This window comes from Rufibacter aurantiacus (assembly GCF_017916345.1).
Taxonomy (GTDB): Bacteria; Bacteroidota; Bacteroidia; order Cytophagales; family Hymenobacteraceae; genus Nibribacter; species Nibribacter roseolus.
Window position 1 is genome coordinate 211971 of record NZ_JAFMSV010000004.1, and the last position, 21877, is coordinate 233847.

At 53.9% G+C, this 21877-nt stretch carries 14 protein-coding genes; 5 read left to right on the forward strand and 9 right to left on the reverse strand.

All coding sequences use genetic code 11. The features are described from left to right. Positions 1-124 precede the first annotated feature (124 nt). From J3P34_RS15725 to J3P34_RS15755, 7 genes are all read right to left on the reverse strand, one after another. A complete protein-coding gene (locus J3P34_RS15725; RefSeq protein WP_210489611.1) occupies positions 125-1453 on the reverse strand; it encodes a sensor histidine kinase in 1329 nt (442 codons plus the stop codon). Beyond that, a complete protein-coding gene (locus J3P34_RS15730) occupies positions 1437-2819 on the reverse strand; it encodes a sigma-54-dependent transcriptional regulator (protein ID WP_210489612.1) in 1383 nt (460 codons plus the stop codon). Before J3P34_RS15730 ends, J3P34_RS15725 begins: the two co-directional genes overlap by 17 nt. A 198-nt stretch (positions 2820-3017) precedes the next feature. Beyond that, positions 3018-4199 (reverse strand): ABC transporter permease, encoded by a 1182-nt coding sequence (locus J3P34_RS15735; RefSeq protein WP_210489613.1) that lies wholly within the window; start codon positions 4197-4199, stop codon positions 3018-3020. Beyond that, positions 4196-5440 carry an ABC transporter permease gene (locus tag J3P34_RS15740; protein WP_210489614.1) on the reverse strand — a complete coding sequence of 415 codons (1245 nt, stop codon included), beginning with the start codon at positions 5438-5440 and terminating at the stop codon, positions 4196-4198. The genes J3P34_RS15735 and J3P34_RS15740 overlap by 4 nt, the downstream gene beginning before the upstream one ends. 11 nt (positions 5441-5451) lie before the next feature. Beyond that, positions 5452-6144 carry an ABC transporter ATP-binding protein gene (locus J3P34_RS15745; RefSeq protein WP_210489615.1) on the reverse strand — a complete coding sequence of 231 codons (693 nt, stop codon included), beginning with the start codon at positions 6142-6144 and terminating at the stop codon, positions 5452-5454. 265 nt (positions 6145-6409) lie between these two features. After that, the gene (locus J3P34_RS15750) at positions 6410-7885 is read right to left on the reverse strand and encodes a TolC family protein (protein ID WP_210489616.1); all 1476 of its coding nucleotides are present in this window, start codon (positions 7883-7885) and stop codon (positions 6410-6412) included. A gap of 13 nt (positions 7886-7898) precedes the next feature. Continuing rightward, on the reverse strand, positions 7899-9149 hold the full coding sequence (locus tag J3P34_RS15755) for an efflux RND transporter periplasmic adaptor subunit (RefSeq protein WP_210489617.1): 1251 nt from the start codon (positions 9147-9149) through the stop codon (positions 7899-7901). Positions 9150-9421: 272 nt separating this feature from the next. Here J3P34_RS15755 and J3P34_RS15760 point away from each other — a divergent pair, with 272 nt between their 5' ends. From J3P34_RS15760 to J3P34_RS15780, 5 genes are all read left to right on the forward strand, one after another. Next, complete coding sequence (locus tag J3P34_RS15760; RefSeq protein ID WP_210489618.1) at positions 9422-9907, forward strand: RNA methyltransferase; 486 nt, start codon at positions 9422-9424, stop codon at positions 9905-9907. Between the two features lie 126 nt (positions 9908-10033). Next, positions 10034-11581, forward strand: a complete 1548-nt coding sequence (locus tag J3P34_RS15765; protein ID WP_210489619.1) for a BatA domain-containing protein — start codon at positions 10034-10036, stop codon at positions 11579-11581. A 184-nt stretch (positions 11582-11765) separates the two neighbouring features. Beyond that, a complete protein-coding gene (locus J3P34_RS15770; RefSeq protein ID WP_210489620.1) occupies positions 11766-13979 on the forward strand; it encodes a DUF4175 family protein in 2214 nt (737 codons plus the stop codon). 2 nt (positions 13980-13981) lie between these two features. Further along, positions 13982-15769 carry a hypothetical protein gene (locus tag J3P34_RS15775; protein WP_210489621.1) on the forward strand — a complete coding sequence of 596 codons (1788 nt, stop codon included), beginning with the start codon at positions 13982-13984 and terminating at the stop codon, positions 15767-15769. Between the two features lie 192 nt (positions 15770-15961). Next, positions 15962-18493, forward strand: coding sequence for a T9SS type A sorting domain-containing protein (locus tag J3P34_RS15780; protein WP_210489622.1), 2532 nt, complete (start codon positions 15962-15964; stop codon positions 18491-18493). Between the two features lie 332 nt (positions 18494-18825). Here the strand turns inward: J3P34_RS15780 and J3P34_RS15785 are convergent, their stop codons facing one another. After that, positions 18826-20805 carry an OmpA family protein gene (locus J3P34_RS15785; RefSeq protein WP_345890374.1) on the reverse strand — a complete coding sequence of 660 codons (1980 nt, stop codon included), beginning with the start codon at positions 20803-20805 and terminating at the stop codon, positions 18826-18828. Between the two features lie 103 nt (positions 20806-20908). Continuing rightward, positions 20909-21862, reverse strand: a complete 954-nt coding sequence (locus tag J3P34_RS15790) for a PorP/SprF family type IX secretion system membrane protein (protein WP_210489623.1) — start codon at positions 21860-21862, stop codon at positions 20909-20911. Between the last annotated feature and the right edge of the window lie 15 nt (positions 21863-21877).

The following is a 21877-nucleotide window of genomic DNA, read 5'->3' on the forward strand; positions in this document are numbered from 1 at the left end:
CTGTAGCGACGTTACCCTGTAACGTCGTACGCATTCTAACTTAAGCTATACTGTTCTAAGCCCGTTTTCAGAGAAACAGACCCAAAAGGCGAAACCAGTACTTTCCAGTTCAACATACCAATCTCTAGTGAAGCGCGGCTACCGCGGTGGCTTCGGTGAAGGCGATGTGGAAGGTCGTGAGGCCATCTGCGCCGGATTGCAGGGAGAAAGGGAAGTGGTGGTGCAGCAGGATCTCCCTGATCATGGTGAGCCCAATGCCCTGGCCATTGGTTTTGGTGCTGAAGAAAGGGGAGAACAGCTTTTCCTGTATCTCAGGGGTGATGGGTTTGCCATTGTCCTTGATATCAAGCTGGGGCGGCGAGGCGCTGGTCTGCACTTTCACCCAACCTCCGGGCTCGGTGGCTTCAAGGGCGTTCTTCACCACATTGATCAGAACCTGCTCCATCTGCTGCACATCCATGCAGATGTCGGGTACCTGTGGAGCCAAATCCCATTCCCACTGCACCTGCTTGCGCTCAAAGGAAGGCAACATCAATCTATGGATGCTGTGCAGCAGCTGGTGCAGATCGGTGGGTTGTTTCACAGGCGGCGGAATCCGGACTACATTCGCGAAATTGGCCATAAAGCCGGCCAGGTTCTGGTTGCGCGTGATGCAGACCTGCAGTGCTTCGTCAAAATCGGGGCGGGTGTCTTCGTTCAGTTGCGGAGAGAAATACGAGAAAGAGTGCAGAATGGAGTTGACCGCCCCAATGGAGTTGTTGATCTCATGCGACATCATCCGGATGAGTTTCTCATAGGCATTGCGCTCCTTCTCCAGCAGTTCCTGCGTGAGTTCCTCCACCAAAATAAAGTAGCGGTGGTAGCCCCGGTCCAGGAACCTGATCTTGCGGCAGCGGTAGGTCTCAATACCGTTGGGCCTGATCACGCGCTGCTCATCCTTGGGCAGTTTACCCAAAGAGGCTCCCCAGTGGCTGGGCAGCGCATCCAACGGCTTGCCCACCACCTCTTTCCCCGAGGCCTGTAACAGCAGCGCCGCCGCCGGGTTCACACCCGCCACCCGGTCATAGGTATCCAGGAGAATGATGCCAGAGGGCGAGGCTTCAATCAGGCGCTCCAGCAGGAAATGCTTCTCGGTTTGGGTGACCCGTTGTTCCCGCAGCTCGTCCATCATCTGGTTGTACACGTGAATGAGCTGGTCTACCTCTTTCTGGCCCGTTTCCATGAATTTGATGGAAAAATCTCGGTCCCGGATAGACTCCACGCCAGCGGCGATGAGGTTGAGCGGCCGCACAAAGGAGGCGTACAAACTGCCTGTAAAGATGAGGCTGACCAGAATCAACACCTCAGAAGCCACAAAAAGCCACTTGTTGTAGGTAAGCAGCTGCCAGGCCAGTACTCCCATAGCGGAGTACAGCAGAATGGTGGTTAAGATGAATTTACTCCGCAGCGTCATACGGAATATTGAACTTCTCCAGCCGGCGGTACAAAGACCCGCGGCTCACGCCCAGAGCTTTGGCCACTTTGCTCACGTTATTACTGTAATAGGCCATGGATTTCTTGATCATATTGGCTTCCAGCTCATCCAGGGTCATGGCGCCAACGGAGGGCAGCAGTTTCTCGTCCAGTTTGCGGGAACCGCCCTGCAGTTGGTTCTGGAAATCCTCCACGTCCAGCAGGCTCTTGCCAGACACCAGCACCGTGCGCTCCACCAGATTCTTCAGTTCCCGGATATTGCCCGGCAGCGGCTGTTCGCGCAACCACTTCAGGGCTTTGTTGCTCACCTGAAGCGCCTGTTTGTGGTAAGTGACCTTGAGGTTGTTCACAAAATGCTGCACCAACCGCGGAATATCCTGCGCCCGTTCGCGCAGGGCCGGCAGCTTCACGGTAATCAGGTTGATGCGGTAATACAGGTCCTCGCGGAATTTGCCTTCGGCCACCATTTCCTGCAGGTTGCGGTTGGTGGCGCAGATCACTCGGATGTCCAGGTTTCTGGAGCGGCTGTCGCCGAGGACTTCATAGGTGCGGTCCTGGAGCACGCGCAGGAGTTTCACCTGGCTGCCCATGTCCAGCTCGCCAATCTCGTCCAGGAAAATGGTGCCTTTGTTGGCCATCTCAAAACGGCCCACGCGGTCAGTCTTAGCATCGGTGAAGGCGCCGCGGCGGTGCCCGAACATCTCGCTCTCAAACAGACTGGCCGAGATGCCGCCCAAATTCACTTTCACAAACGGAGCTTTCCTGCGGTGGCTGTTCTTGTGGATAGCCTCTGCAATCAGTTCCTTGCCCGTACCGCTATCGCCTTCGATCAAAACCGAGGCATCGGTGGCGCTGATCTGCCCGATGTTACGCAGCACCTGCAAAAGGCCCGGGTCCTCGCCCACAATCATGGAGAAGTCGTACTGATCATCCAGTTGTTTGCGGGTCAGTTTTTCAAAGGAAGTTTCTGCGGAAGGTTTGGCCAGTTCAAGGGCTGTCTTCACAGATTGCAGCAGGGCGTCGTTGTTCCAGGGTTTGGTGATGAAATCGGCGGCGCCACCTTTGAGGCCTTCCACGGCCAGGTTAATAGAGCCCCAGCCGGTAATGAGGATCACCGGAACTGCCGGGCACCGTTGCTTTATCTGCCCCAGTAACTGCAGGCCGTCTTCGCCGGTGGTTTCCATGGAGAAGTTCATGTCCATGAGCACCAACTGGGGCACCTGGCGGGCCACCGCGTGCAGCGCCTCCTCGGGACCATTGGCTTGGGTCGTGGCAAAACCGGCTTGTTTCAGCAACAAACTCAGGGAGGCCCGTACGGCTACATCGTCATCAACTATCAGGATCATGGGTTCTGGAAACGGGTAAGTGAAGGTAACGTTTTTAGGCTGTTTTTGAAAAAGAAGCCGCTTTTGGTAGCTGTTTTTCCTTTATAGATTTGTCTGGGAGGCATGTCAGTTTAAGTCTTCTGGAATGCGGCCGCGTTTAGAACCTGCTTTCTCTGAAACAGGCCCTAAACGCAGCCGCACTATCCAACTTAACTCTCTTTATTCTTCATGCAGCGCCACGGCCGGGAAAATCTTGGAGGCTTGCCGGCTGGGGTAAATGGCGCATCCAATAGCCAGCAGGAAGATGATGAAGGCGGCCGCGCCAATGCTTTGCCAGTAAATGACGGCAGACAACTGGAACACGTTCAGCAGCGGGAACTGCGCCGCCAGCAGCAAGCCCAGCAACAGCCCGAAGGTGGCAATCACCAGCACTTCGCCCACAAACTGGTTCCTGATCTGTTTGGAAGAGGCCCCGATGGCCCGGCGCAACCCGATCTCAGAATAACGGCGGTTGATGTTGTACCACAGCACCCCAAACAAGCCCAGGGCCACGTTGATGATCAGGAAGCCGCACACCAGGCTCATCGCAATCATGGGCACCGTGGTCACTTTGGCTTTGCTCTGGCGCATTTTCTCCTGGGTAGTAACCTCTATGGTCCAGTCTTTGGCGATGCGGGAAAGCTCACGCACCATCTTTTCCTCAAAAGCCACACCCGCACCGGGTCTCACCTTAATGACCAGTCCGTTCCAGATGGAGTTCTTGTCTTTCTCCAGGTTAATGCGGTGGAAATACGCCCCTTCCTCGGGGTCAAACTCGCTGTAGGAGCGATAATGGTCTACCACGCCAATGACCGCGTACTGGGTAGAATCATTGATGGGAATAAGTTTACCAATAGGGTCTTCCTCGCCAAACAGCTCTTCCTGCAGTTTCTTATTGATCACGATGGGGTCATGCAAGCTGCCGTTATCCTGCGGCCCGAACCAACGGCCCCGGCTCACCTCCATGCCAAGTACATTTTTATAATCGTCCTGCACGTCAAATATGTCCGTTTCTACATCTTTTTTGCTTTTATAAGACAAGACATTGTTCATCTGACTGAAAGCAAAAGGGGTGTTGGAGTTGGAGAGCGAGGCGTGCTCCACCTCAGGGAAGCTGCGTACCCGCTGGATCAACTGCTGCTGCACGGCTATGTTGTGCGCCGCGGAGTCTGTGTTAGGGTTGAGCCACAGCTGCCACACTCTGTCGTACTTAAAGCCCAGCGGCTGGGTGTAGTTGTGGTAATTGTAGATCACGAAGCTGAGTACCGCAAAGAGCACCAGGAAGGAAAAGAAGATTTCGGTGATCAGCAGAAAGTTGCTTTTCTTCTGGTTCCAGATCAGTTTAAACAGATGGCGTATCATTTAGAACCTCCTTTCAGTGCCTCAACGGCGTTTAAGCGTGACATTTTAAAAGCGGGGTACACCCCGGAAACCAACCCGAAAATCAGGCAAAGCAGCAATCCCCAGGCAAAAACCCGAAGGTTCAGCCCCAGATTCACATAAGCCAGGATACCGCTGTCATTGATCATCTCCAGCACTCCGGCCGAGATCAGGAAGCCTAACATGCCGCCCAGCAGCGTCAGGAAAATATTCTCCACAATGAACTGCCCAATGATGGTAGCCGAGGAGGCCCCAAACGCTTTGCGCACACCAATCTCAGAAGACCGTTCCATGATGCGGCTGATGTTGATGTTCACAAGGTTGATGGTGGGCAGCAGCATGAACAGGAAAGCCGCAAAAGCAAGAATACCATACAGAAGACCAGATTTGTCTGTTTTCCCACCTCCCATGAGACTGCGGGCAAAGGTCCCGAAGATATCATCGGCGAACGAAAACACTTCCTGCACGCCCTCCGGCTTGCTGTTCTTGTTCACCTGCAGCATCATGGAAGCGAACTCATCCTTGATCTTGGGCACGTCACTCGCCTGTTTGGCTTTGATGGTGGCAAAGTAAGTTCCTTTGAGGCCTGTGCGTTTGAAATCCTGGCTCTTGAGGGTGATCGGCACCCAGACATCGGCGTAGGAATGCAGGCGCAGCACCGGCACATCTTCCACCACACCCACTACCTTGTATTTCACCTGGTCTACCTCAATGGTTTGGCCTATGGCCTCTTTGTCTCCGAAGTAGTTTTTGCGGGTGTTCTGGTTGATGACTGCCACACGGGTAGCGTTGTCCACTTCCTGGGCACTGAACGGCCGTCCTTCCACGAAATTGAACTCCAGAATGTCCCAGAATGCGGCATCGGTGTGTTTCTGGTCCAGGGTCAGCTTCTTGTTGTTCACGTAGCTGTTCACCGGCATAAAGATGGAGTTGATGGAGACGTTCTCCGGAGTTTTCAGCGGCCGCACGAAGCGGTTCAGGAAATAATAGCTGGGCGGACTGCTGTTGGTATAGCCTTCTTTGAACTGCTCCCGCATGTTGTTCACAAAAAGCAGCTTGTCAGATTCCCGCTCCGGCATCTGCGGCCCGAAGGCATGGTCGTAGAGTGAGGTCACCACCATGAGTACCATCAACGTGAAACTGATCCCGAAGAGGCTGATGAAGGTGAAGAATTTGCGGCGTTGCAGCACCGCCCAGGCAATTTTCAGATAATTCTTAAGCATGGCCGTACGGGTTAGATCTGTGCTTCTACTACCATGGAATCTGCTACTTGCTGCCCGTCAAAGAACCGGATGAGGCGGTTGGTTTTGAGGGCCATGTTCTCGTCGTGGGTCACCATCACAATAGTGGTACCTTCTTCCTGGTTCAGGCGCAGCAAGATGTCCATGATCTCTTCCCCCATCACGCTGTCCAGGTTACCGGTAGGCTCATCCGCCAGGATTATCTCCGGATTTCCGGCCAAAGCCCGGGCAATGGCCACCCGTTGCCGCTGCCCACCCGATAGTTGACTAGGGAAGTGCTTGGTGCGGGCGCTCAGGCCTACTTTTTCCAGCGCGCTCAAGGCTCTTTTCCGGCGTTCCCCCGCTGATACATTGCGGTACAGCAGCGGCAGCTCCACGTTGTCTACCACACTCAGGTCATGGATCAAATGGTAGCTCTGGAACACGAACCCGATCTTCTCGTTGCGCAGCTTGGCCAATTTGCTGTCTGAATGCGTTTTCACCGGCTGACCGTCAATGGCCACGTACCCGGCGGTAGGCTCGTCCAGCAGGCCCATGATGTTGAGCAGCGTGGATTTCCCGCAGCCGGATGGCCCCATAATGGAGACAAATTCGCCGCGCTCCACCTGCAGGTTCACGCGATTAAGGGCTACCGTTTCAATGGTTTTGGTGCGGTAGACTTTTTCGATGTCTGTTAACTGTATCATAGTTATAATGCGTTTTCTAATGTGCTAATTAGTTAATGTGCTGATGTGCTATTCTCTTCTTCGTCCCCCTTTGAAGGGGGTAGGGGGATGATTCACTTTTGCTGATTAATCTTAGTTTGTAGGGGCAATCCCTTGTGGTTGCCCTTCACGTTTGCCGCCGCCGTTAGGGCAACCACAAGGGATTGCCCCTACTTTCAAATGCGTGTTTTTCGATTGTCCCGTTTCTGGCCCGATTTCCGAAAAACAGGCCTGAAACAGCGTTAGGCTATTTTTCGACTAACAAAGATACTCCGTGTTCAAAGTCATATAAGGTAAGGGCGCGCAGGCGGTAATAGGCGACCCAGAAATCCTGCAGGGCGGCGATGTGGGCGCGGCGGGCCTGGTCTTTCTCCTGCAGCGCGATGTTCAGATCAGTGATGCTGATGCGGCCCACCAGGAACGTGGCCTTGGTAATGTTGTAGCGCTCCTGCCCAATGGAATCTGCCGAGGCCGTGATGCGGAGCCTTTCTTTCAGCAATTCAATCTGGTTTACCTGGGTGAACACGCTCTGCTCAAAGGCGGTCTGCTCCTGCTCCACGGTGTACTGGGTGAGTTGGAGTTTGGCCTCGGCGGTTTTCACGCGGGCTTTCTGACGGCCCCAATCCACGATGGGAACGTTGAACCCCAGGATGACCTGCTGCTGGTTCTCGGGACTGGCGAAGCTCTCTGAGAAGTTGTTCGCGTTTTTGGTAAGCCCGAAGGTGGCGTACAGGTCAGCGTTGAAACCGCCTTTCCCGCGGGCTTCGGCTACCTGCTGTTGTGCCTGCAGCACCTTGCGCTCGTTCTGGAAACGTTCTTTACGGTTCCGGCGGGCCTGTTCCAGGGCAGCTTGTTCATTCACCTCCAGGGTGGGCACCGCATCGGGGGCCTGCACCACGATTTTCTCGCCCTGCGGCAGGCCCACGTAGGCGGCAAACTGCATGGTCACAGTTTTAAGCTCGGTGGAGGCTTGCGCCTGGGCCAGTTGCGCGTTCATGAGGCTGAGTTGCAGTTGCAGGAGTTCGTTTCTGGACAATCGCCCCAGCCGATATTTTTCTTCGGCCACTTTGAACAGCGCCTGGTTGTTTTCCACGTTTTTGGAGGCGATGTCATAGTTCACCTGCTGCAGCAGCACCTCAAAGAAGCGTTGGGTAGCGGTGGTGGCCACGGTCTCGCGGTCCTCAGCGTACTGCCGCTCAGATTCCTGGAACCGCAGCGGCTCCACTTTCTTGGCCCAGGCCAGTTCATTGTACCCGAACAGTGGCTGCTTGAACCCGATCACCGCCGGGAAAGAGTTGTAGCGGCGCAGGCCCTGGTTGAAGTCATCAAAGCGCTGGCTCTGCGAGGAGATAAAAACCTGTCCGCCCGTAAGCCCTACTGCCTGGCTCACCGACAAAGCCACGTCTGAATTACTGATGGACACGGCCTTGAAATCTGTGGTACCGTCTGGCTGAATCACGGGCACGATGCTTCTTGAGAAATCCGGCAAAGTACCGCTGAGTGACAGTTGCGGCCGATAATCTGATTTGAAGGTACGGTACTGCCAGTAGCTGCTGGTCTTGTTGGTGGAGGCCTGCTTGGAGGCGATGGAGGAGGAAAGCGCCAGGTCTATGGTCTCCTTTAAGGTTAGGAGGCGGGCCGGTTCTGCGGCGGTCTGCTGCGCCTGCGCCAAGGGCACAGTGAAGAAACTCACCAGCACTATATATAATAGAGTCGTTTTCATGGCAAGACCTGGCTTAGTCATCAGAAAGTTGGATTTCCTTCAGCTGCGCGTACTCCTTGGTGTTGGAGAGAATGATCTGCTCGCCGGCGGCTATGTCGCCCTGCAGTTCCACGAAGTCCAGGTTGCTGGCGCCGGTTCTTAAGGTTCGGCGGATGGCTTTGTCGCCCTGCACCACAAACACGGCCTGCTCTGGTGACCCGGTGTAGAAAGGTCCGTTTTTCACGCGCAGCACGTTGGGCCGGAAATCGGTGAGCACGAAGACTTCTACCCGTAGGTTGGAGCGCAGCGTTTGGTGGTTTTTGTCCTCCAGCCGCACGTAGAAGGTGATGATGCCGTTCTCTACTTTGGGCTGCACATTGGCGATCTCGCCGCGCAGATCGGTCTCGTTCACCCGCACCGTCACGGGGCCACCCACTTTCACTTTCTCGGCGTAGTTATCAGAAATGGTGGCTTTGATCTTGAAGCTGCTCAGGTCGGCTACACGAGCCAGGGGCTCGCCGGCGTTCACGGTGGCGCCTACTTCCTCGTTCACCCAGGTCACCACGCCTTTGCGCACGGCTTTGACATCGGCTTGCTCCAGTTGGCGCTGCAATTGGCCTATGTCGCGGCGCTGGATCTCCAGTTCGTAGCCTACGCCTCTCATGCCTATGCGGGCGGTGGCCTGCTCATCCTGGATCTGGCGCTGCAGCTGGGCGAGTTCCAGCGAAGCCACTTTGAGGTCCATCTCGGCTTTCTTCACGTTTTCCTGGGTGCCGCCACCAATGGAGAGCAGGTATTTCTCATCGTCCAGGGCGGCTTGCAGGCTTCTCACTTTTACTTCCTGCACGGCGTAGCGGGAGCGGAGCTGGTTCACGTTTTTCTGGAGGGTGTTTTCCAGCTCGGCGTTTTTGTTCTGTTTCAGCTGTTGTTCATCCCTGAGCTTTTCAAAGGCAGTTTGGGAAGTCTGCTTGTCCAGAAGCAGGAGCGGCTCACCGGCCACCACGTGGTCGCCGGGGGTATGGAGCACGCGCTCAATTTTGGCCTGGATAGGACTGGCGATGATTTCCTCTACCTCTGGCACCACCACCCCGGAGGCGGTGAGCGAGGCCTCTACGGCGCCAACTTCTACCGTGGCAAAGCGAAGCTCCGATTTTGGGACTTCCGTTTTCAGGACGGACCTGAAAGCCAAAACCCCTAGTAGTACCGCCACTACCACCGCGCTGATCTGCCACATGCGGCGGCGTTTGGCTTGTTGTACTACGGCTTGGGATAGTTCTCTGTCCATTTTCTTAAAGGTTTGACACCATCCCTTATCCAAGCACTATGCCATAACATATATTATTGATTATCAACTATTTATACACACAACCTCAACTCAAAAGTGTCCAGTTCTGGACAGTGATTCCAGATGTGGGCAGGTTTTTACAACCCGGGGAAAAGAGCTTAGAAAAATTTCGTTTTGGGCCTTCTTTTGTAAAAACAGGCTTAAAAGGGAGAGCCGTCCTGCTATCTTTGCCGCATTCCCGGACAGCTTTACCATCAGCGGGGCAGCACAACATGGCAAGAAACAAGGCACCGTTTGAGGGCTACTTCGGGATTGGCATTATGGAACCCAAAACCGAGACCAACGTGGGCACGCTGTGGCGGTCGGCGTCTATCATGGGCGCCAGTTTCCTGTTCACCATTGGGCGGCGCTACAAGAAACAATCCACAGACACGGGCAAAAGCTGGAAGGATATTCCGCTGTTCCACTACGCAGACTTCGATGACTTTTACGAACACATGCCCTATAGCTGCCAACTGGTAGGCGTGGAACTGGACCCCAAAGCCGTGCCGGTAGAGCAGTTTCAGCACCCTGAGCGCTGCATTTACCTCCTGGGCTCTGAAGATCACGGGCTTTCCAATGCGGTGCGGGCGCGGTGTCACTACCTGGTGCAGTTACCCGGCACCAGCTCCATGAACGTGGCCTCGGCGGGAACCGTCATCTTGTATGACCGTCACCTCAAGAGCCAACTAGCCCTGAGTGGTCCGCCGCAACCGTAATTCCGTGCTCCCCTGGTGCCTAAGCGGGTAGACTAGGATATTCAAGGTACACTCCATATCTTGGAAGGGACGAACCCAGTTCTGCCGGGCGTTGTATGTCTTACCCTCTGAAGTCTCTTACCTAGTTTGTTCCAGTTTCTGCATCCCGGGTGGTTGTGGGCCGCCGCCAGCGTGGCCGTTCCCATTGCCATTCACTTATGGAATAAAAAGCCGCCCCGTACGGTACAGGTAGGGAGTATCCGATGGCTGCAACCCTCCGAGAGCAAAAAACTGAGCAGTCTCCGCCTTTCCGAGCCCTGGCTTCTGCTTCTGCGCTGTCTTTTGCTGGTGCTCCTGGCATTGGTGTTGGCCGGCCCGCAATGGAAACACCAGGTACCCGCCGTACCCGAAAAACACGCCTACCTGCACCCCGAGCTGCTCCAGCCCCGGTACCTCCCGCAGATTGCCGCTACCGTAGACTCCTTGGCCCAGAAAGGCTGGCAGATTCACCGTTTAGCGCCCCGTTTTCCCAAACTGCCCCTAAACGAAGAGACCCCGCTCCACACCTTCCAGACTGATAGCCTCACTCCAGACTCCACCAACGCCTGGGCCATGCTACGCGTGCTCAACCGCAGCCTGCCGCCTAGTGCCCATGCCTGGATCTTCACCACCGATCTGCTCCGGCACCACCGCGGCGCCTTTCCGGCCATGCGCTCCAGCTTCACCTGGATTCCCGTGAGCTCCCCGCAAACAAACCTCTGGCTGCAGGAAGCCTTTTACACCACCTCCGGCCAATTACGCCTGCGTTTCCGGCAGAGCGATGACCAACAAGTGACCCTCTTGGAGCGCAGCGTCCCCAAACCCGTTTCTGGCCAAACCATTTCTGTTCCCGGAGTTCCGGCTGTTAAATTCACCACCCACGCCACCACAGATTCCCTCACCCTCCTGGGCGCCGCCCGAAACACCGTTCCCTTGGCCAAACTGCCTCTGCAAGTTGTAGTTCGCCACAGCAAAACCCGACAAGCCGATGTTCGTTACCTGCGGGCAGCCCTGCAAGCTGCACTGGAATACCGGGGCGCCGCCTATAACCTGGCCTTAACTTCCGATGCCCAGCCTTTGCCCACCGTCGCTCCCGATTGGCTTTTCTGGCTCTCAGATGAACCCATCGCTCCGTTTTTGGCCCGTTTTCCTAAAAACAGCCTCAAAACGCTCCAGGATGCCCCCGGAACTACCCGACTGCAGAAAACCGATTCTTGGCTGCAAATCCCCGGCGTCTCCCAGAACATACCGTTGCTCCAACGTACCACCGCTATAGAAAAGCCCACCAATGAAGTCCTCTGGCGTGATGGCTACGGCAATCCAATGCTCACCCAGACACAGAACGCGCTGCAAACCCATTACCGGTTCTACAGCCGTTTCCACCCCGCCTGGAACGACTTGCCCAATAATGGACACTTCCCGGAACTGCTCCTGCGCCTGCTCTTCCCCGAGGATGTTTCCTGGCTCACCAGATTTGATACCCGCACCCTGCAGAAAGACCTGGAACGTCCCCGCGCGTTTACCGCCTCTATTTCTGAAAACAGCCCCAAAACGGAAGAGGTGCTAGACGTGAAGCCGTGGTTGGTGGGATTGATGGCGCTGTTGCTGGTGTTGGAACGGTGGGCGGCGGGGAGAAGGGTAAGAAGTAGCGCCTGACAAATGAACAAACACCCTTTTTTTCATCCTGAAAGGATCTTGTGAGCAAACGGTAGTAGCGTTTCTTAAATGCTTTTCTAGTTCGCCCACAAGATCTTTCCAAGATGACAAATGAGAGAAGGACGCTATGTTTCAACTAGACTTAATCCTTACATTTAGATTTACTTACCTGCGCAATTAAGCTTTGTCCCAACCCACCTCTCATATCGCCCCAGCTCTCACTGTTCTTGAACAGGTACGGGCAAACTACCTCCGGCAGAAGGCAGGGTTGTTTGCGCTGCAGGAGTTGGGTATGGTAGCACCCTTGCTGGTATGGATGTACCGCGATTGGGGCGGCGTTGGCGGCGGAACGGCGGGCGTTCTTTTGATCCTCTTAACCTTGGGAATACAGGCCATGCGGTGGCGGGAACTTCAGAAGAGAACGGACCTGCTCAAAGTAGCCCGGCACCTGAACCGAAGATATCCGCAGTTAGAGGAAAGCGCCGACCTGTTACTGCAACCTGAGGAGGAACTTCCACTCCTGGGCAAACTTCAGCGCCAACGGACCGCTGAAACTTTGGCCCAAATCCCGGTAAAGGAAGCCTCGTGGGTAAAATATAAGAACGGCTGGATAGCCTTGGGCTCAGGTTTAGTATTAGCCATGCTCCTCTGGTTTCTGCCTGATTTCACCAAAACACCTGATAAAACCGCTTCAACAAGGTCCGGCACCTCATCTGATGTGAACGCCCCGGTAGCCAAGGCCATTCTGCCGGCCATTGAAAAGATGAACCTGCGTATCTCGCCGCCCGCTTACACGCGCAAAGCCCCTTACGCCGTCACTACGCCCTCCTTCAAAGCCGAGGTCGGAGCCAAGGTCACCTGGACGGTGCGGACAAACCAGGCCGTTACTTCTCTCCAGTTGGTGCTAAGTAACCAGAAGCCTGTAACCTTGCGGAAAGTAGCAAGTCAGGAGAACACCTACACTACTTCTCTTACCCTCACGCAGGCCACGCTGTACCATTTGCGCCTGAACGGCCAGACCTCAGATTTCTACTCCATAGAAGTGATCCCGGACGAGGCGCCTTCCATCGTGGTCCAGACGCCTAAACAGTACACCGAGATCCTCTTCGGGGACCCGCAGCGGGTGCAGCTCAGGGCAACCCTCCGCGATGACTACGGGCTCCGCTCCGCCGATCTGGTGGCCACCGTGGCCAAAGGCGAGGGCGAGGCCGTGAAGTTCCGGGAGCAGCGCATTCCGCTCAACTTGTCGTTCAACGGGCAGCCGAAGGAAAGGCAATTAGTCCAGACCCTGAACCTACAGCAACTGCGCATGACCTACGGCGATGAACTCTACTTTTATTTGCAGGCCTATGACAACCACCGGGGCTACACCCGCACCGAGGCTTTCCTAGTGGAGATTGAAGACACTACCGTGGTGGAGACCATGGATGACCTCTCCCTAGGCGTAAACCCCAACCCCGAGTATTTCCGGAGCCAGCGCCAGATTATCATTGACACTGAGAAACTGATTCAGGAACAGAAAAGCCTCACGTCAGCCGTGTTTCAGGAGCGATCCAACAACATAGGGGTAGACCAGAAGCTGCTGCGCCTGCGCTACGGCAAGTTCCTGGGCGAAGAGTTTGAATCGAATATAGGGGCCGCCGCTTTACCTGAGGGGTTAGCCGAGGGCCACACTGCCGATGACGGCCACGACCACGGCGCTAAAAAGGAGGGCAGCGAACACGAAAACAGAATGGGCGAACTACTGGACCCCTACCTGCACAAACACGATCAGGAAGAAGCGGCTACGTTTTTTGAACCCGCCATCAAAGCCCAGCTAAAAGGCGCCCTGGCCCAGATGTGGGAAGCCGAACTTAGGTTGCGCACCGCCCGACCCAAAGAAGCCCTGCCGTTTGAGTACAAAGCCCTGCGCATGCTCAAAGAAGTGCAGCAAAAATCAAGGGTATATGTGAAGAAAAGCGGTTTTGAGCCTCCGCCCCTCAAAGAACCCGAAAAGCGCCTCACCGGGGACTTAAGTAAGGTACAGACCTTTCAGGCACAGCGTAAAGAAAAACCCGCGGAAACTTTGTTGGCCTCCCACCAAGCACTGCAGCGCGTGGCCCAACTCAGACAAGGCACCAAACCGACGTCTACTGATGCTGCTTTATTGGAGCGGGCTGGTCAGGAACTGGGCCAAGCCGCCGTGCGCGAACCCGGCCAATACCTCCAAGCGCTGCAGGATGTGCGGCAACTCACCCAGGATATCCGGACCGGCAAACCGCTCTGCCAGGATTGCCTTAGCCGCGTGGAAGCCGCGCTGAACCGTTCTCTGCCTGTTTCTATTAAATCGGCGCAAAAACCGGTTTCCTCTGGCGCTCCCAGGAAACTGGCCCAGGATTACTTTAACCGGCTGAACTAACCATGCATCTTCCATTGCCTCTTCTTTTGCTATTAGCGGCTCTGCTGGGTGCCTGGTTCACCTGGCTGGCTGTGCGCCGCCCAGACCGCAGGCGCCTCCTCTGGCGATTGCAGGCTACCTGGGGGGTAGTGGCCTGCCTGGTTTTGTTCCTTGCGCCGCCCAAGATAACCCGCACCGACAATGCCTCAGAAGCGATTCTCCTGACGGAAGGCTATCATGCAGATACCCTGAACGTCCTCCAGAAACGTCTGCGCCCCAAGCCCCAGGTGTATGCCTTCGGCGTGGCGGGCGAGAAAGCCAGGCAAGTAACCGATCTGGCTTCATTCCGGCGACAGCACCCATCAGTGAAAACCCTACACGTACTGGGCTATGGCCTCCCGGCCGAAGAACTGGCCATGCTAGATTCCCTACGTTTGGTTAGTCATCTATCCAACTTACCGGCCGGCGTCCTGACCGCCTCCAGGCCCCAGGAAATCACGCTAGGTGATGCAGTATCAGTACAGGGTAGATTCCACGGCTCAGCAGAAAAGAAACTGACTTTGTATCTGCAGGCGGCAGGTAAGTCACGAGATTCGGTAGAGATCAGAAAAGGAGCCGATCAAATTTTCTCCCTTCGGTTCACGCCCAAAACTGCCGGGCAGTTTGTGTACACGCTGCGGTGGAAAGACGAGGTTGACTCCTTACACCAAGAAAACTTACCAGTAGTCGTAAAGGTCCCGAGGCAGCTGAACGTACTTTTGCTTTCTTCGGCCCCGTCTTTTGAAGGGAAATTCCTGAAGAATGCCTTAGCTCAGCGGGGGCACAGCGTGGCCATCCGGAACCAGGTGAGCCAAGGCATCTACAGCACAGAATGGGTGAACTTGCCGGCGCAAAACCTCAACCGCCTCACGCCCGCCCTGCTCAAGAAATTTGATGTGGTGCTGCTGGATGACTTGACCCTGCAACGATTAGGCGTCCAAGAGAAACAGACTCTGCAACAAGCCGTGCGCCAGCAAGGACTGGGGGTACTTACCGCTATTTCCCAGAAGTCACCCAAACCCATGGCCTTTTTCACCGAAGGCGTTTTCCGGCTTATTTCTGAAAAACCGGCCCGAAGCGGCGCCGTGCGTTGGCCCCAGCAAACAAGTGCCCAAGCAGTGCTGCCATTGAGCAACATCGTGCTGCAACCCAAAGAAGGACAACAGCCGCTGGCCTGGGAACAGAATCCTACGCAGGCTTTGGTGGTACGCTCCCGTAAAGGCCTGGGCCAGGTGGGCATCAGTCTGTTGCCTGAGACATTTCCGCTGGCACTGGAGGGGAAAGAAACGCTGTACCAGCAGTACTGGGCCTCCGTGCTGACGGCCTTGGCTAAACCAGAGGAAGAAAACACCTTCCATATTACCTCTGGATGGTTAACGCCCCAAGTACATCATCCCATTACCTTTTCATTCTCTTCTGCTTCTTTGAAGTTTCGAAGCCTCCAAGATTCTCTTTCTTCTTCTATTGCTTTTTACGCACAGACTTCTACGCTTATCCCAGACTTACAGCTTGGCCAAAAATGGCCGCAAAATACAGGCTGGCATCGTGTTCAGTTATCAGAAGGCTCAAGGTTCCTGTATGTCTATCCAGAGAATGCTTGGAAGCTTAGTCAACTATCTAAAAACCAAAGACTATTTGCTTTGAGAATACAAAAGAGGTCCCCTGCTCAAATGCACACCGCTTTAGAAAGACAGGAGCCCTTGCCTTTATGGCTGCCCGCATTTCTTTTTTTATTTCTACTTACCTATCTATGGTTAGAAGAAAAAATCTAGAATAGCACTATTTGCACCCACCTATTATTAATTCTAACAAACGCTAGACCAGAACTTTGGTTAACTAATCGCCTATTTAGATGCATTCACCTAGTAATATTAGTTAACTTTTCTTAGATACTAGTTTTGCAGATAATTCTTTCCATATCTTTGGGAATACTCTGAAAATATAAAGAATTATATATTCAATCTATGCGATCAACACTTCTACTCTCCTTTTTTCTCTTCCTTGGATTCATATCCTTCAATTCTGAAGCATCAGTTAAAAAGGCTTCTTTTATAGCGAATTCAGATACCCTTAGAACCCTGCCTATTTCTGGCTCCCCCTTCTGCGGAGGAACCACGCTTCAAGTCTCATATTCTACCAAGGTGGTGTTTCCAGCGGATAACATTTTCACCGTTCAACTTTCAAGCAATACAGGTAGCTTCAGCAGTGCAAGAGTTCTTGGCTCCGCGCCTGGTACTGGGTCGGGCACTATTCAGGTAACCCTTCCTACAAATCAGGTTGCCGGAACTGCTTATCGCATTCGGGTTGTTGCGTCAAAACCCACCTTAGGCATGATCACAGAGAACAACGGACAGAATCTCACCATCTATCCCTTACCTCCAACTCCCTCTATCACATCCAACACTGGGGTTTGTGCTGGCGGTACTTTAACTATCAGCGCCAGTAGTATTTCCAATGCTACTTACACCTGGACAGGCCCAAATGGCTTTACCGCAACTGGCCGGACTATCACCAGAAAAGGGGCTGAAGTAGAGGCATCTGGTATTTATACAGTTACAGCAAACGTTAATGGCTGCATCTCAACAGCTAGTGCTGAGGTAGTAGTGCGTCCTGCCTTGGCTAATGCCGGACCTGACAGAATCATCTGCTATGGGCAATCTGTGCAATTAGAAGCGACAGGCGGAGTAAAATATAGTTGGTCTCCAAGCGCCACCTTGAATGACGCATCTATTGCTAACCCTATTGCTACACCTACTGCTACCACCACTTACACGGTAACAGTAACGGGCGAAAATGGTTGTACACGCACAGATCAAGTCTTGGTAACGGTTAGCCCACTGCCAGTACTTACAGTAACCCCTACATCCCCTGCTATTTGCTTAGGATCTTCTGTACAGTTACAGGCTACCGGAGCGACCACATACTCCTGGAGCCCGGCTACTGGACTTAGTGACCCAACTATTGCTAACCCAATTGCATCACCTACGGCTACTACTATCTATACCGTTACTGGTACTTCCGCAGCCGGTTGTGTGACTTCTAAGACCGTGACTGTGAAAGTAAACCCTATTCCGGTAGCAAATGCAGGATTAGATAAAGTGGTTTGCTCCCGCCAAGCAACGGTATTAGGAACTCCTAGCGTTTCAGGCAATACCTATTCCTGGTCGCCTGCTATTGGTCTGTCCAGAACAAACATAGCTAATCCAACCCTGAATTATCCGGGAGATAACACAGAGCCGATTACAGTAGAATATACCTTAACGGTAACCTCTAATGGCTGTACTTCTACCGATGTAGTGAAAGTAACTGTGAACCCTGCTGCCTACGCTGGACCTGATGTGGCCATCTGCGCTGGGGGAGCTGCCCAGTTGCAAGCTTCCGGTGGATTAACCTATAGCTGGAGCCCAGCAACTGGCCTAAGTAATCCTACTATTGCCAATCCAATAGCAAATCCTGCGGTTACTACCAATTACACTGTGACGATCACTAATCCTAACGGTACCTGCGCTAAGACAGACCAAGTAAAAGTAACTGTCAATCCTTTGCCGGTAGTTACTGCTACTGCCTCTATTGCTTCTATCTGCGCAGGAGGATCGTCTAGGCTAACGGCCACCGGAGGTACCAGTTACCTGTGGGCACCAGCCTTAGGCCTGGACAATCCTAACAGTGCTACGCCTGTTGCAAGCCCTACCGCAACCACTACCTACACTGTTACTGCTACTAACGCCAAGGGCTGCACCCAAACTGCCCAAGTGACTGTTACGGTGAACCCACTTCCCAGCCCTGTCATTCAGGCTAGCGGATCTACAGACCTTTGTCCAGGAGGCAGTGTCACACTAACATCCTCACCAGCGCATACTTACCTCTGGAGCACTGGTGAAACCACACCCTCTATCACCGTAAACACCGCTGGTTCTTATATTGTGACTGTTACTAACGAAAACAATTGTTCCGCTATCTCCAATCCAACTTCAGTAACCGTACTACCTGTTACCACTGTTAGTTTAACGCCTTTTGCCAATATCTGTAAAGACAGAAGTATGTTTGCCTTGACAGGCGGCTCCCCGGCTGGCGGAACTTACAGTGGCCCAGGCGTTAGCAACAACCAATTCAATGCCGCAGAAGCCGGACAAGGAACCCACACAATCACTTACACCTATACTAATGCGCAAGGCTGTATGGCCTCGGCTACCCAAACCATTATGGTTGGGAACTGTTTAGGCGTAACAGATGACTTACAGGCAGCTTCCTTGAAGGCGTATCCTTCACCGGTTCAGGATGAGCTGACCGTAACAGTGACCTTGGTGAAGAAAGAAGAAGTTACCTTGATTTTAACCGATTTGAAAGGTCAAATAATTTACCGCTCATCCAGCACTGCCCTCCCTGGAGAGTTTAAGAAAAACATCTCAGTGAAAGACCTTCCTGACGGCATGTACTTGTTGCAATACCGCACTGCTGGTGCCAGCAGCAGCAAAAAGGTGGTGATCGCTCATTAATAGCATCCCTAAAAGGACAAACAAAAAGGCCCGGCAGAAGTCGGGCCTTTTTGTTTGTCCTTTTAGTTAAAAAGAGATTCCGTTCCTCTGCCAATTTCAGAAAACAAGGCCCAAAACACAGTTGCCTTTAGCTTAAGTAAATCTGCGGAAGTCTTCTCAAACTAGTCACAACCTCCTAAGGACCAGGTTCTCTTTCACTAATCCAGCCTGCACATGGCGTCAGGAAAAGCTTTTCTATTTTACAGGCGTTTATCTTAAAACAAGCTCAAAAAGGCTCAGGCATACTTTCCCTATTTATTGAGAAACCCCTGCCTGAAAAACCAGACAGTTTCTTACTTAATGATCTTGAACTCAGTGCGACGGTTGAGCTGGTGTTCTTCCTCTGAGCAGGAGACGCCGTCTTTGCAGCGGTTGAGCAGTTTGGTTTCGCCGTAGCCTTTGTCTACCACCCGTTTGGGGTCAATGCCTTGAGAGATGATGTATTTCACGGCGGTGTTGGCGCGTAGCTGCGAGAGCATGAGGTTGTATTTGTTTGACTCGCGGCTGTCTGTGTGGGAGCTCAGCTCAATTCTAATGGTAGGGTTATCGCGCAGCATGCCTACTACTTTGTCTAGCTCCGCAATGGCCTCGGGCCGAAGATTGTGCTTGTCAAGGTCATAGTAGATGTTTTCCAGCACAATAGGACGGTTGGGCGTGTCGCGGTCCAGCACCATCTCAATCTGCACGGTATCGGTGACTTTGCGGCAATCTGGCATCACGTGGAACGTGCGGGTGAGATAGCCTTTCTTGCTGCCCCTGATGGTGTAGGTCTGGTTGGCGTTCACGGCAAACAGGAAGCGGCCATTCTCATCAGACTCAAACTCCATCGGGCTGGAGGTGTTCCCGTTCACAGTGACTTCCAATTTCACGCCGCCCACGGGTACCTGGCGGGCGCGTCCGTTACGGTTGGGCACCCGGGCGTAGGTCACGCCTGCCAACTGGCAGGGGATTTCGGTGGGTTTGAACCGGTAGATGTTGTCTGAGCCGGCATCGCCTTCGCGGTTAGAGGACAGGTAGCCGCTTTTGCCGTCTTTTTCATAAATCAGCCCGAAATCATCGCGCGGCGAGTTGAATGGATAGTACAGGTTCTCCACGGGTCCCCAGGTGGTGCGGCTCCCCTCGGCAGAGAACAGGTCCAGACCGCCCATGCCTATGTGCCCATCTGAGGAGAAGTAGAGGGTTCCGTCTGGGTGCACCACCGGGAAAACCTCTTTACCCGAGGTGTTGATGGTGGGTCCGGCATTGACGGGCGTAGACCAGGAGCCGTCTTTCTGGCGCTCACTGAAATAGATATCGGTTTGGCCGTGGCCGCCTGGCATGTCAGAGACAAAGTACAGAATCTGGCCATCGGGTGAGAGGGCAGGGTGGCCCACCGAATAGTTCTCGCCCTGGTTGAAGGGGAAAGCTTTCACGTCCTGCCACTTCCCTTTGGAGAAGGTGGCGCTGTAAATCTCCAACCGGTTAATGAACTCCTCGCTTTTAGAGTAGCGCTGCCAGTTGCTCTCAGTGCGCAGTTCCTCCGGCAGTACGCGGTTTTTCACGCGCTTGGTACGGGTAAAGAACACCTCGTTGAAATCTGGCGAGAACGTGGCGATGGCGTTGTGGAACTGGGTGTTGATGGCCTTCTCCATGGGCTTGATGTCACCCCAACTGGCTGGGCCTTTCCGCTCAGCGTAGTAAAGTTGCAGGTAGGGCGTGCCGGTCCAGCCGTACTTCTGGTCAGACCCGTTGTTGCGCCCCCGGTCAGAGGAGAACACCAGGCCCTCACGGTAAAAAACAGGGCTGAAATCGGCGAAGGTGGTGTTGAGGGTGCTGTCTGGGATCACGTCAATGCCCAGCGGACGGTTTATCCAACTCATGGCCAGGTCACAAGCCTTGGCTAACTGCAAAGCCTCTTCACGTCGGCTCTGGTCCAGCTCGGCAAACCGCAGGTAGTTCTTTTTGGCAATAGTGTACTCCCCGTTCTGGCGGCAGGCATTGGCGTAGTAGAAAAGGTTAATAGGCGCTGAGCCTGGAAAACCCAGGGCCTGCCGGTACCAGAACTCGGCGGCGCCGGGCTGATTGATGAGTCGATAACAGTGGGCAATGCGCTCGGTGAGGTGAAGGGTGGGCTGCTCCTTTTCCAGAAGCTTCTGGTACTCTTCCAGCGCCAGGGCGTAATCAAAGTTATTGAAATGCTTGTCTGCCCTGCTCTGGTTTGCCTGGGCCTGGGTAAGGGAAGGACTTAAGCAATGGGTAAGGCAAAGCAGCAGTAAGAGGTAAAAGATCTTCACAATTCCAGTTTTGCACCAGTTGGTGGGTAAATGATTTAGATTTCAGGCTGTTTTCCAAAAATCGGCCTGAAATCAGAAATTCCATGTCACTACATGAGACAAATCAAAAATAACGCGGAGTTAACATCCGGCCATACTTCTTCTTCAAAAAATTAAAACCTAAAGAAATCTCATGGCTGGAATAGTTGCGCAGCTGCGTAAGCGAGAAGTCATAGGAATAACCAATCCGCATAAGTGGGGAGGGGTGCAGCTCCAGCAAAACAGCTAGCGCGTTGCCCAGGCGGGTAGCCGAGGCGAACTCCCGGTTGTTGAAGATGTTCAGCGTGGTTCTAAAGGAGGTACCCAGCCAGATCTGCTCATTGAACAACAGGAACGTGTTCAGGTCCAGCGCCGCCGGTCCGTTGAAATCCTCTTTCAGCAGCATGCTGGGTCTGAACTTCATCTTGCGGCCCAAATCAAACACCCCGCCCGAGGTCAGGAACACGTGCGGCTTGGGGTCTGTGGGCAAACCATCCTGGAAAAAGACCACGTTCCCTACCGAGAGGCCGGTGTAAAACCGGTTGCTGTACAGGTAAGCCCCCGCCCGGGCATTAGGTTTCACCGCCCGCTCTATCCCCATCGGGATGGCCATATCGTCCCGCTCAGCAGGGTCCAGCTTGGTGCCGTCCAGGGTCTGCTGGGTCATGCCTAAAGAAAGGCCCACGGCCAATCTGGTATTCGCGTTCAAGGAAATCCGGACCGCCGAGTTGAACGACACCTCCGTGAAGCGCTGGGCGCCCAACCGGTCATTGGTGATGATGAAGCCCCCGGCCAGTTTTCGGTTCAGGTTCCCGTCTACGCTCAGCGTCTGGCTGATAGGTGCGCCCTCCAGACCAGTCCACTGGCTTCTATGCGATCCGCTGAGACTGGTGAAACCTTTACTCCCGGCATACGCCGGATTCAACAACAACCCATTGAACATGTACTGCGTGAACTGCGGGTCTTGTTGGGCAAAACTCAGGCGCGGCATTCCTACAAAGGCCACCCATACCAGCACCAAAATAAACGCTTTTTTCATTCTCCTCATCTCCTT

What these genes read in the sequence shown, in the direction of transcription:
- J3P34_RS15730 (WP_210489612.1), bottom strand. Translation starts at nt 2,819, where the DNA reads ATGATCCTGATAGTTGATGACGATGTAGCCGTACGGGCCTCCCTGAGT.
- J3P34_RS15740 (WP_210489614.1), bottom strand. Translation starts at nt 5,440, where the DNA reads ATGCTTAAGAATTATCTGAAAATTGCCTGGGCGGTGCTGCAACGCCGC.
- J3P34_RS15755 (WP_210489617.1), bottom strand. Translation starts at nt 9,149, where the DNA reads ATGGACAGAGAACTATCCCAAGCCGTAGTACAACAAGCCAAACGCCGC.
- J3P34_RS15745 (WP_210489615.1), bottom strand. Translation starts at nt 6,144, where the DNA reads ATGATACAGTTAACAGACATCGAAAAAGTCTACCGCACCAAAACCATT.
- J3P34_RS15725 (WP_210489611.1), bottom strand. Translation starts at nt 1,453, where the DNA reads ATGACGCTGCGGAGTAAATTCATCTTAACCACCATTCTGCTGTACTCC.
- J3P34_RS15790 (WP_210489623.1), bottom strand. Translation starts at nt 21,862, where the DNA reads ATGAAAAAAGCGTTTATTTTGGTGCTGGTATGGGTGGCCTTTGTAGGA.
- J3P34_RS15780 (WP_210489622.1), top strand. Translation starts at nt 15,962, where the DNA reads ATGCGATCAACACTTCTACTCTCCTTTTTTCTCTTCCTTGGATTCATA.
- J3P34_RS15760 (WP_210489618.1), top strand. Translation starts at nt 9,422, where the DNA reads ATGGCAAGAAACAAGGCACCGTTTGAGGGCTACTTCGGGATTGGCATT.
- J3P34_RS15775 (WP_210489621.1), top strand. Translation starts at nt 13,982, where the DNA reads ATGCATCTTCCATTGCCTCTTCTTTTGCTATTAGCGGCTCTGCTGGGT.
- J3P34_RS15735 (WP_210489613.1), bottom strand. Translation starts at nt 4,199, where the DNA reads ATGATACGCCATCTGTTTAAACTGATCTGGAACCAGAAGAAAAGCAAC.
- J3P34_RS15750 (WP_210489616.1), bottom strand. Translation starts at nt 7,885, where the DNA reads ATGAAAACGACTCTATTATATATAGTGCTGGTGAGTTTCTTCACTGTG.